The sequence below is a fragment of the Mycolicibacterium parafortuitum genome (genome assembly GCF_002086815.1).
GTDB classification, from domain to species: domain Bacteria; phylum Actinomycetota; class Actinomycetes; order Mycobacteriales; family Mycobacteriaceae; genus Mycobacterium; species Mycobacterium parafortuitum.
This window is the reverse complement of sequence record NZ_MVID01000031.1, coordinates 71,086-81,551: the sequence shown is the minus strand read 5'-3', so window position 1 is coordinate 81,551 and position 10,466 is coordinate 71,086. Positions and strand designations below refer to the sequence as shown.

The following is a 10,466-nucleotide window of genomic DNA, read 5'->3' as shown; positions in this document are numbered from 1 at the left end:
CATGATCATCGGCCTGACGCCACACCAGAAACCCACTAATTCAGCAGGCTCCTAGGCCGTCGGCCTGATTTCGGCGTGGAGGTCGCCGCGCAGCGGAGATCTCCACGCCGACATCGTCAACCGCACGCTCGTCCGTCGTCGCGACCGCCGCTCAGCGCCGCGACGGCGAATGAGAATTCGCGCCGGCGTCGGATCAGGTCGTGGCTGTCTGCCCGATCGGCCACTCAGGCGATCTCCTGGATCCGGCTGGTGTTGCCCGCGGGGTCACGGAAGGCACAGTCGCGTGCCCCCCACGGCTGGTCGGTCGGCTCCTGCATCACGTCGGCGCCGCTGCGCTGCAGCTGATCGAACAACGCATCGAGATCGTCGGTGGCGAACATGATTCCGCCGTAGGTTCCTTTGGCCATCATCTCGGTGATGACCCGGCGCTCGTCGTCGGTGACGCCGGGATCGGCGGCGGGCGGGGTCAGCACGATGTTCATCTCGGGGTGCCCGGCCGGCCCGACCGTGATCCAGCGCATGTCCCGGTAGCCGACGTCCTTGCGCACCTCGAAGCCCAGCGAATCGCGGTAGAAGGCCAGGGATTCCTCGGGATCGGCGTGCGGCAGGAAGCTCGTGTTGATCGTGATGTCCATGCCCGTCACGCTAATTGCGCTTACACGGTCAGGCTTCTCGATTCCTGATCGGTCTGGTGATCTGCTTGGCCACGCACGACGGTATGCCGGCGGCCGCATCGCCGGCCTGCCTGCGGTACACGCTCGGCGGGACCCCGACCAACTCGGTGAACCGGGTGCTGAACGTGCCCAACGACGAACAGCCGACGGCGAAACACACCTCGGTGACGGACTGGTCGCCGCGGCGCAGCAGTGCCATCGCGCGCTCGATCCGGCGGGTCATCAGGTAGCTGTACGGCGATTCACCGTAGGCGGCCTTGAACTGCCGTGACAGGTGCCCGGTCGACATGTGGACGTCACGGGCCAGCGCGGCCACATCCAGCGGCTGGGCGAACTCCCGGTCGATCCGGTCCCGCACCCGGCACAGGAGGCGAAGGTCGCGCAGGCGCTGCTCCGTCGGCGGATTGGGCACAGAGAAAGTGTAGAAGGGCCACGAGGGCGCGTGCGTTATGTAGAGTTCCATACATAGTCGCGCGACGAAGGGATACGTCGATGGTGAGTCCCCGTGAGCGAATGGTGGTGTCCGCTGCCCTGCTGATCCGCGAGCGCGGCGCACACCCGACGGCGATCGCCGATGTGCTCGCCCACAGCGGAGCGCCTCGCGGATCGGCGTATCACTACTTCCCCGGGGGGCGCACGCAGCTGCTGTGCGAGGCCGTCGACTATGCGGCCCAGTTCATGGCCGACCGACTCGAGCGCGCGACGTCCGCCGTCGAGGTCCTCGACGAGCTCTTCGACTTCTACCGGGACGAGTTGCAGCGCACCGAGTTCCGGGCGGGCTGCCCCGTGGTCGCGGTCGCGGTCGAAGCCGGGGACCCGGACAAGCCCGAGCAGGCGAGGCCGTTGATCGAGCGCGCCGCGGCCGCGTTCGAGCGCTGGCAGCAGATCATCGCGCGGCGGCTGGCCGGCGACGGGGTCGCCGAGCCGGACGCGGCCGCGCTGGCGACCCTCGTGCTGTCCTCGTTCGAGGGGGCGATCGTCGTCGCCCGGGCCTCCCGCGACGTGACACCACTGGATCGGGTGCAGGACCAGCTTCGCTCGGTGATCGACGCCAAGACCCGCAAGGGATCTCGATGACCGAGCAGAGGCCGGAATGGCAGCCCACCGCCTGCATCCTGTGTGAATGCAACTGCGGCATCATCGTTCAGGTCGAGGACCGCAGACTCGCGCGGATCCGCGGCGACAAGCTCCATCCCGCGTCGCAGGGTTACACGTGCAACAAGGCCCTGCAGCTCGACCACTACCAGAACAACCGCAACCGGCTTACCTCCCCGATGCGCCGCCGTCCCGACGGGACGTATGAGCCGATCGACTGGGACACCGCCGTGACCGAGATCGCCGCGGGGTTCCAGGCGATCGCGGCCGCGCACGGCGGGGACAAGATCCTCTACTACGGCGGGGGCGGCCAGGGCAACCATCTCGGCGGCGCCTACAGCGGCGCCTTCCTCAAAGCCCTCGGATCCCATCACCGATCGAACGCGCTGGCCCAGGAGAAGACCGGCGAGCACTGGGTTGATGCGCAGTTCTACGGCGGCCACACCCGCGGTGAGTTCGCGCACGCCGAGGTGTCGGTGTTCGTCGGCAAGAACCCGTGGATGTCGCAGAGCATCCCGCGGGCGCGGGTCGTGCTCAACGAGATCGCCAAGGATCCTCAGCGGTCCATGATCGTGATCGACCCCGTCGTCACCGACACCGCGAAGATGGCCGACTTCCACCTGCGGGTGCAGCCCGGGACCGACGCATGGTGCCTGGCGGCGATGGCCGCCGTACTCGTGCAGGAAAACCTCTGCAACGAAACGTTTCTCGCCGAACACGTGACGGGGGTCGACGCCGTGCGGGCAGCCCTCGCCGAGGTCCCCGTCGGTGAGTACGCGCGCCGCTGCGGTGTCGACGAGCTCCAGTTGCGCACCGCGGTCCGCCGAATCGCGGCCGCCGAGAGTGTCGCGGTGTTCGAGGATCTCGGCGTGCAGCAGTCCCCGAACAGCACGCTGTGTTCGTACCTGAACAAGATGCTGTGGATCCTGACCGGCAATTTCGCCAAACGCGGCGGACAACACCTGCATTCGTCGTTCGCCCCGCTGTTCCGCACCGGCGGGGTCGGTCGTACCCCGGTGACCGGCGCCCCGATCATCGGCGGGCTGATACCGGCCAACGTCGTGGGCGAGGAGATCCTCACCGACCATCCCGCCCGGTTCCGCGCGATGGTCGTCGAGAGCAGCAATCCCGCGCACTCGATCGCGGACTCCGGCACCGTCGCCAGGGCACTGACGTCACTGGAGCTGCTGGTGGTCATCGACGTCGCGATGACCGAGACCGCCCGGCTGGCGCACTACGTGCTGCCCGCGGCGAGTCAGTTCGAGAAGGCCGAGGCGACGTTCTTCAATCTGGAGTTCCCGCACAACACCTTTCACCTGCGCCATCCGCTGATGGAACCGCTGCCCGGCACCCTGCCCGAACCCGAGATCTGGGCGAGGCTGACGCGCGCGCTGGGGGTGGTCGACGAGTCCGAGCTGGCACCGTTGCGCGCCGCGGCGGGCCAGGGTCTGCCCGCGTTCACCAACGCGTTCCTGGCCGCGGTCACCGCCAACCCCAACCTGAACAAGGTGCTGCCGTTCGTGCTCTACGAAACGCTCGGGGCCGCGCTCCCCCACGGGTTGTCGGGCGCCGCGGCGCTGTGGGGACTCGCACAGAAGACCGCGATGGCATATCCCGACGCGGTGCGCCGCGCCGGACATGCCGACGGCAACGCATTGTTCACCGCGATCCTGGAGGGTCGCTCCGGGGTCACGTTCACCGTGCACGAGTACGACGACGATTTCGCGCTGATCGGCCGGCCGGACCACAAGATCGCGGTCGAGATCCCCGAGATGCTCACCGAACTCCGCGGACTCATGGACGCACCGACCCGGCTCACCGATGCCGAGTTCCCGATCGTGTTGTCGGCGGGCGAGCGGCGGGCATTCACCGCCAACGACATCATCCGCGATCCCGGATGGCGCAAACGCGACACCGACGGGGCCCTACGCATCAGCGTCGAGGACGCCGGGGAACTCGAACTCGCCGATGGGGACCGCGTGCGGATCACGACCGCCGCAGGCACCGCCGAGGCGACGGTCGAGGTCAGTGCCGCGATGCTGCCGGGGCACGTGTCATTGCCGAACGGGTACGGGCTCGACTTCGTCGACGCCGACGGCTCCGCGCAGCGTCCGGGGGTGGCGCCGAACTCGCTGACGGCGAGTAGCTGGCGCGACGCGTACGCCGGAACGCCGTGGCACAAGCACGTGCCGGCTCGCATCGAGAAAATGGCTGGGGCTCGGCCCTAGGGCGCGGTGGCCGGCGCCGTGGCCGCCTCGGCGGCCGGCACGGGAGTTCTGGCCTCCTGCGGACCCGAGGTGAGCGGCCGCTGCGTGAACAGCAGCAGCGCGTCGCCGCCGCTGACCTCCTGGGTGCGCATGGCATGCCACAGCTCGCGCAGGTAGCCGAGTCTGCCCGGCGTCGCGACGGGAGCGCCGGTGGTGCCGGGCGGGAGGTTGTCCGGACTCGCGAGATGCGGGACGCCTTCGGCGGCGGGAGCCGCGAGAGCGATCCCGGCGGCGGGAGCCGCGAGAGCGATCCCGGCGGCGGGAGCCGCGAGAGCGATCCCGGCGGCGGGAGCCGCGAGAGCGATCCCGGCGGCGGGAGCCGCGAGAGCGATCCCGGCGGCGGGAGCCGCGAGAGCGATCCCGGCGGCGGGAGCCGCGGGGGCGACCCCCAGCGGGACCGCGGCGGGGTCACCGGCGGCCGCGGCGAGCGGGGCCGACGGCGCCGGCTCGGGCACGGCGGGGGCAGCGACGGCGGCGGGCGCCGCCGCCGAGGGGCCCGGCACGGGTTGTGGCACCGGCGGCACCGCCGGATCGGCCAGCGCCGACGGCGCGGCGGCGGTCAACGCCGCGAACGCGGCGGCCCCGATCATCGAAACAGTGCTTGCGCGGAATCCGAACTTCACGATGCACCCTCCAGGACCGGTCTCTTGTCACAGGATGCATCAGATCCCGCCCGGTTTTCGTTACAACGGCGCCTCGACGTTCCCCGAACCTCCCTCGCAGGGCGCGCAGCGGTGGTAGCAATGCTGTACGGCCACTTGACCATGAGGAGCGAACGTATGGCGACTCCTACCCTGCCCCCCGGTTTCGACTTCACCGACCCCGACCTCAACCGTGAGCGACTCCCCGTGGAAGAACTCGCCGAGCTGCGGCGCAGTGCGCCGATCTGGTGGAACGAACAGCCCGGGGCTGTCGGGGGATTCGGCGACGGGGGCTTCTGGCTGGTCACCCGCCACCACGACGTCAAGGAGATCTCCAAGCGCAGCGACGTCTTCTCCAGCGAGCTCAAGACCGCGCTCCCCCGCTACCCGGAGGGTTCGACCGGCGAGCAGATCGAGACCGGGAGCCTCGTCCTGTTGAACATGGACGCCCCCCGGCACACCCACCTACGCAAGATCATCTCCCGTGGCTTCACCCCCCGCGCGGTCGAGCGACTGCGCGACGACCTCAACGCCCGCGCCCAGGCGATCGCCAAGGACGCCGCCGCCGAGGGGGCGGGCGACTTCGTCGAGCAGGTGTCGTGCGAACTCCCGCTGCAGGCGATCGCCGGACTGCTCGGTGTGCCGATCGAGGACCGCAGAAAGCTCTTCGACTGGTCCAACCAGATGGTCAGCGACGACGATCCCGAGTACGCGCACTATGACAATCGCAACGCCGCAACCGAACTCATCATGTACGCGATGCAGCTGGCCGCCGAGCGGGCGGACAACCCCGGTGAGGACATCGTCACCAAACTCCTCGAAGCCGACGTCGACGGGCACAAGCTCTCCGATGACGAATTCGGCTTCTTCATGGTGCTGCTCGCGGTGGCCGGGAACGAGACCACCCGCAACTCGATCACCCACGGCATGATCGCGTTCACCGAACACCCGGACCAGTGGGAGCTCTACAAGCAGCAACGGCCGGTCACCGCGGTCGACGAGATCGTGCGGTGGGCGACCCCGGTGACGTCGTTCCAGCGCACGGCGCTGACCGATTACGAATTGTCCGGCGTGCAGATCAAGAAGGGCCAGCGGGTGGTGATGTCCTACCGGTCGGCGAATTTCGACGAGGACGTCTTCGAAGACCCGAACCGCTTCGACATCCTGCGCGACCCGAACCCGCACGTCGGCTTCGGCGGTACCGGAGCGCACTACTGCATCGGGGCGAACCTAGCGCGGATGACGATCGACCTGATGTTCAACGCGATCGCCGACCACATCCCCGACCTCAGCGCGATCGGCACACCCGACCGGCTGCGCTCCGGCTGGCTCAACGGCATCAAGCACTGGCAGGTCGATTACACCGGGCGGGGATGCCCGGTCGCGCACTGACCGGTCGCAGCCTCGGCGCCGCGACAGCAGCTGCTCAGCTCGTGACTCGCGGATAGTCGATGATGCTGCGCCAGTAGTCCTCGGGGATCTCGGCGCCGGTGCGCAGCACGATCGCCAGGCCCGTGGCCATCGCGACTCCGAGCAGCCCGAGCCACAGTCCGGCCAGCGCGATGAACACCCACAGTGCGGCGGTCAGGGCCGGCCAGGGCGACACCAGGATCAGCACCGGCGCGAAGAAGAACCCGGTACCGACGTACCACGACGACCCGGCCCGGTCGCAGATCAGCACGAGCCGCAACCACTTCGGGATCGCCTCGAGCACCGACGCCCCGCCCGCGACCCCGTCCGATTTCGGTGCCATCCGGATTCCTCTCTCGATGCCCCCGGGTCCCTGGCTCCCAGCGTCCGGGTTGCGGGTAGCCGCCGCAATTACCTCTCGGGTAATGGCCTGACAGCGCAATGTTGGCCACACTGGGCTGGTGACATCGGTCGAGCACACGGTCCACGAGACACCGACCGAGGGCTTCGGCGCCCTGCTGCGCAGTTGGCGGCAGCGTCGACGGCGCAGCCAGCTGGACCTCGCGCTGCTGGCTGACGTATCGACGCGGCACGTCAGTTTCATCGAGACCGGACGGTCAAAACCCAGTCGCGCCATGGTGTTACGGCTCGCCGACGCACTCGACGTACCGCAGCGGGAACAGAACCGGATGTTGGTCGCCGCGGGGCTGGCACCGGCCTACGCCGAGCGTCCGCTCGATGCGCCCGACATGGCCGCGGTACGGGCCGGTGTGCAGCGGGTGCTGGACGCCTACGACCCGTTCCCGTGCGTGGTCGTCGACCGCGGCTGGTGGATCCGACAGGTCAACGATGGGGCCGGGGTGCTCCTCGACGGGGTCGCACCGCACCTGCTGCAGCGCCCCAACGCGCTGCGTATCGCACTACATCCGGACGGGTTGGCTCCCCGGATCGCGAACCTGGCGCAATGGCGGACACACCTGATCGCGCGGATGCGCCGCGAGGTCGCCACCGACAGCCGCGCCGAGCTGACCGAACTGCTCGCCGAGCTGGAGTCCTATCCCGGCGGATTCGAACACTCCCAGGATCTGGGCGGGATCGCGGTGCCGCTGGTGCTCGACACCGCCGACGGACGGACGTTGCGTTTCCTCAGCATGGTCACGACGTTCGGAACCGCTCTCGACCTGACCGCGGCCGAGCTCAGCATCGAGGCGTTTCTGCCCGCCGACGACGCCACCGCCGCCGCCCTCCGGTGACGCCGCGAGGAATTCGCATCGCGGCGTACAGAACTCTTGGCCGGCGCCCTGCGGTGCGCGACCGTGTGCCCATGACCGCAACAGCCGACATCCGCCCCGCCCCGCCCCTGACCCCGCCCCGGATCTCCCGCCTGGCCGTCCCCGAACTCGACGAGCTGAGATCCCCCGGGGTCCGCGGCTTCTTCAACCGCCAGCTGCGCGAAGAGGGATTGACCTCCAACTGGTTCCGCGCACTGTCGCTCAACGAATCCGACCTGGAACGACTCAACGGCTACCTGCTGCCACTGCTGGGCACCGACGGCCGCGGCGGGCTCAGCGCCCGCGAACGCGAGGTGATCGCCACCGTCGTGTCCGGCGAGAACCGCTGCGCCTACTGCCACACCAACCACGCCAACAAGCTCGGCAAGGTCGCCGGCGACTGGTCGTTCGGCCAGCGGGTCGCGATCGACCACCACCAGGTCGCCGAGCTGACCGAGCGGGAGCGTGCGCTGGCCGACCTCGCGGTCGCTGTCAACAACGATCCGCAGTCCCTGCGGGACACCGACTTCGAACACCTACGCACACTCGGTCTGGACGATCACGAGATCCTCGAAGGCATCTCGATCGCCGCCTTCATCGGCGCCACCAACCGCATCGGGATCGCGCTGTCGGTGCCACCCAATCCGGAATACACCGGCATTCCGGCCGAACACGAGCGCCGCAGCGTTTAAAGTCGGGCGCCATGAAGACCCGACATCTCGTGGCGGCCGCCGCCGGCAGCGCCGTCGTCCTCGGCGCTGCCGGTTGTTCGACCCCGGAGCCCGCCCTCGGCGGCACCACCGCAACCGTGTCGATCGACGGCAACGACACCGGCGGCGCCCATGCGGTGCGTTGCCGCCAAACCGGGTGGTCGTGGTACATCGAAACACCGGAGAAGGAGCACGGTTTCACCGCGATACTGGCCACCGGCGGCGGCGTGACGGCCAAGGCCGTCGAATTCCGCGGGTTCGGCGGCTTCACCGGTTCCTACTGGGCCGACAACGTCGGCAACGCCGAGGTCACCGGAGCCGACGGCTCCTTCACCATCACCGGGACCGCGGACGGGTCCTTCGACGACAAGCCCAGTGGCGAGGTGGCGGCGAAGTTCCGCATCCAGGCCGACTGCTGACCGACGCCGGCCGGCTCAGCCGTCCAGCCGGGTGAATCCGTTCTGCCGGTACAGCTGTCCGCACGACTGCCTACGGATCTTGCCGCTCGTGGTGACCGGGATGGAACCCGGCGCGACCAGCACCAGGTCGCCGACCGCCAGACCGTGCGCGTGTGAGATCGCCGAGGTGATCTCGCGGGTCGCGACGGCGAACTGCTCGTCGGAATCGCCGCGCTTCCTGAACTCGACGATCGCGACCAGTTCCTCGACGCCGTCACGCGGAACCGCGATCGCCGCGCACCGGCCCTTGGTGATCTCAGAGATCGTCGCCTCGATGTCATCGGGCGCGTGGTTGCGCCCGTAGACGATCAACAGGTCCTTGATCCGGCCCACGATGAACAGTTGGCCCTCGGAGACGAAACCCAGGTCACCGGTCCGCAGCCACGGCCCCTCGGGGGTGCCCGGTGACGGCGCGGCAAGGGATGCCCGGAAGACCCGCTCGCTGTCCTCGGGTTTGTGCCAGTAGCCCACACCGACGTTGTCGCCGTGCACCCAGACCTCGCCGGTCGTACCGTCGGCCACCTCGGTCCTGGTGTCCGGATCGACGATGCGCACCGTCGGCGACAGCGGCGACAGCGGGGTGTCATAGCCGACCAACGGCGTCCCGCCGCCGTTCGGCGACCGCTTCGCCACGCCCTCGGTGAGCTCCTCGGGCTCGAAGTTCACGACGTTCGGGGGGAGGCCGGGTCGCACGGTCGCGACATAGAGCGTGGCCTCGGCCAGGCCGTAGGAAGGCTGGATCACCCGCTCGTCGAGATTAAACGCGGCGAACCGGTCGGTGAACCTCTTGATGGTCGTCGGGTTCACCCGCTCGGCCCCGCTCTGGATGATGAACACGTCACCCAGGTCGAGCCCGTCCATGTCGGCGTCCGAGGTCTTGCGTGCCGCCAGCTCGAAGGCGAAGTTGGGCGCCGAGGAGAACGCCTGAGGGTTGCTCGCCAGTAGCTGCATCCAGCGCGCCGGACGCTCCAGGAACGCGATCGGGCTGGTCAGCACGGTGCGGTAGCCGCCGTAGACCGGGGTGCAGATCCCCATGATCAGGCCGAGATCGTGGTAGAAGGGCAGCCACGACACCACCGTCATGTCCGGTGGCGCGACACCGCCGTGGTCGACGGCGTAGTCGGTGGTGATCTGCTGAACATTGGTCAGCAGGTTCTTGTACGAGATCATCACCCCGGCCGGGCTGCGGGTCGAGCCCGAGGTGTACTGCAGATACGCGGTGCTCTGGAAGTCCTCGTCGTCGTCGAATCCGCCGAACGACCCGGCGCCGGGCGCGTCGAGGTCGAGGCGATCGACTTCCAGCACCGCCGGTGCGGACTCCCCCGGCCCCGCGGTCACGTGCGCGGCCACGTCGCCGACGACCGACGAGGTGGTCAGGACCGCCGCGGGCGCCGCATCGCGCAACACCGAGTCGACGCGCTCATCGGCGACCCCGCCCTGCGGCACCGACAGCGGGACCGCGATCAGCCCTGCCTCCAGCGCGCCGAGGAAGCCGACGATGTAGTCCAGGCTCTGGGGCGCAGAGATCACCGCCCGGTCGCCGGGCGCGGCACACGAACGCAGTTCGCGCGCCACGTTCGACACCCGGCGGTACAACTGCGGCCAGGTCAGGCTCTCGGCGACGCCTGCCGGATCCCGCTCGTAGTCGACGAACGTGTACGCCGTGTCGTCGGGTTGCAGGCTGGCCCGCTCACGCAGTAGCGCCGGGATGGATGTCTCAACGACCTCTGTCACGCGAAGCAAATTACCGTAGGCGTCAATGCTGCATCTTCGAAAACAGAAGTTGGCTGACGCCGATTCCGGCAAGCTTGCTGAATCTCGGGTCCGGGTCACGACAACCGCCGAGCGACTGATCAACGCCGAAGAGAGCGTGTAACCTACGTCTGCGTCAATTGATCCCTGCTCTGGGTCGGGGGGCCCAGAGCAGCGATCGACAGCGA

The 10,466-nt window shown here is 68.8% G+C and carries 11 protein-coding genes; 6 read left to right on the top strand and 5 right to left on the bottom strand.

What is annotated here, in order from left to right; all coding sequences use genetic code 11:
• Positions 1-224 precede the first annotated feature (224 nt).
• A complete protein-coding gene (locus BST38_RS25045; RefSeq protein ID WP_083146197.1) occupies positions 225-635 on the bottom strand; it encodes a VOC family protein in 411 nt (136 codons plus the stop codon).
• Between the two features lie 28 nt (positions 636-663).
• Positions 664-1,137, bottom strand: coding sequence for a helix-turn-helix transcriptional regulator (locus BST38_RS25040; RefSeq protein WP_083146196.1), 474 nt, complete (start codon positions 1,135-1,137; stop codon positions 664-666).
• A 29-nt stretch (positions 1,138-1,166) separates the two neighbouring features.
• Between BST38_RS25040 and BST38_RS25035 the strand changes: the two genes are divergently transcribed.
• Together BST38_RS25035 and BST38_RS25030 are read left to right on the top strand one after the other, a co-directional pair.
• Positions 1,167-1,751 carry a TetR/AcrR family transcriptional regulator gene (locus BST38_RS25035; protein ID WP_083146195.1) on the top strand — a complete coding sequence of 195 codons (585 nt, stop codon included), beginning with the start codon at positions 1,167-1,169 and terminating at the stop codon, positions 1,749-1,751.
• The gene (locus BST38_RS25030) at positions 1,748-3,997 is read left to right on the top strand and encodes a molybdopterin-dependent oxidoreductase (protein ID WP_083146194.1); all 2,250 of its coding nucleotides are present in this window, start codon (positions 1,748-1,750) and stop codon (positions 3,995-3,997) included. The genes BST38_RS25035 and BST38_RS25030 overlap by 4 nt, the downstream gene beginning before the upstream one ends.
• Here the strand turns inward: BST38_RS25030 and BST38_RS29475 are convergent.
• Complete coding sequence (locus tag BST38_RS29475; protein ID WP_165761655.1) at positions 3,994-4,659, bottom strand: hypothetical protein; 666 nt, start codon at positions 4,657-4,659, stop codon at positions 3,994-3,996. The two genes, BST38_RS25030 and BST38_RS29475, sit on opposite strands and share 4 nt — an antisense overlap.
• A gap of 156 nt (positions 4,660-4,815) precedes the next feature.
• Here BST38_RS29475 and BST38_RS25020 point away from each other — a divergent pair, with 156 nt between their 5' ends.
• Positions 4,816-6,069 (top strand): cytochrome P450, encoded by a 1,254-nt coding sequence (locus BST38_RS25020; protein WP_083146192.1) that lies wholly within the window; start codon positions 4,816-4,818, stop codon positions 6,067-6,069.
• Between the two features lie 34 nt (positions 6,070-6,103).
• On the opposite strand, the gene BST38_RS25015 is transcribed toward BST38_RS25020, so the two are convergent.
• Positions 6,104-6,430, bottom strand: coding sequence for a hypothetical protein (locus tag BST38_RS25015; protein WP_083146191.1), 327 nt, complete (start codon positions 6,428-6,430; stop codon positions 6,104-6,106).
• A 118-nt stretch (positions 6,431-6,548) separates the two neighbouring features.
• On the opposite strand from BST38_RS25015, the gene BST38_RS25010 reads away from it, so the two are divergent.
• From BST38_RS25010 to BST38_RS25000, 3 genes are all read left to right on the top strand, one after another.
• Complete coding sequence (locus BST38_RS25010; protein WP_083146190.1) at positions 6,549-7,340, top strand: helix-turn-helix transcriptional regulator; 792 nt, start codon at positions 6,549-6,551, stop codon at positions 7,338-7,340.
• 71 nt (positions 7,341-7,411) lie between these two features.
• Positions 7,412-8,050: a peroxidase-related enzyme gene (locus tag BST38_RS25005; RefSeq protein ID WP_083146189.1), complete on the top strand. Its 639-nt coding sequence runs from the start codon at positions 7,412-7,414 to the stop codon at positions 8,048-8,050.
• A gap of 11 nt (positions 8,051-8,061) precedes the next feature.
• Entirely contained in the window at positions 8,062-8,487 is a 426-nt protein-coding gene (locus tag BST38_RS25000; protein WP_083146188.1) for a lipoprotein LpqH, read from the top strand.
• A gap of 15 nt (positions 8,488-8,502) precedes the next feature.
• On the opposite strand, the gene BST38_RS24995 is transcribed toward BST38_RS25000, so the two are convergent.
• Entirely contained in the window at positions 8,503-10,260 is a 1,758-nt protein-coding gene (locus BST38_RS24995; protein WP_083146187.1) for an AMP-binding protein, read from the bottom strand.
• Positions 10,261-10,466: the final 206 nt, after the last annotated feature.

Excerpts from the sequence above, each read along its gene's own strand:
- BST38_RS25045 (WP_083146197.1), bottom strand. The coding sequence starts at position 635 with ATGGACATCACGATCAACACGAGCTTCCTGCCGCACGCCGATCCCGAG.
- BST38_RS25040 (WP_083146196.1), bottom strand. The coding sequence starts at position 1,137 with ATGGAACTCTACATAACGCACGCGCCCTCGTGGCCCTTCTACACTTTC.
- BST38_RS25035 (WP_083146195.1), top strand. The coding sequence starts at position 1,167 with ATGGTGAGTCCCCGTGAGCGAATGGTGGTGTCCGCTGCCCTGCTGATC.
- BST38_RS25030 (WP_083146194.1), top strand. The coding sequence starts at position 1,748 with ATGACCGAGCAGAGGCCGGAATGGCAGCCCACCGCCTGCATCCTGTGT.
- BST38_RS25020 (WP_083146192.1), top strand. The coding sequence starts at position 4,816 with ATGGCGACTCCTACCCTGCCCCCCGGTTTCGACTTCACCGACCCCGAC.
- BST38_RS25015 (WP_083146191.1), bottom strand. The coding sequence starts at position 6,430 with ATGGCACCGAAATCGGACGGGGTCGCGGGCGGGGCGTCGGTGCTCGAG.
- BST38_RS25005 (WP_083146189.1), top strand. The coding sequence starts at position 7,412 with ATGACCGCAACAGCCGACATCCGCCCCGCCCCGCCCCTGACCCCGCCC.
- BST38_RS25000 (WP_083146188.1), top strand. The coding sequence starts at position 8,062 with ATGAAGACCCGACATCTCGTGGCGGCCGCCGCCGGCAGCGCCGTCGTC.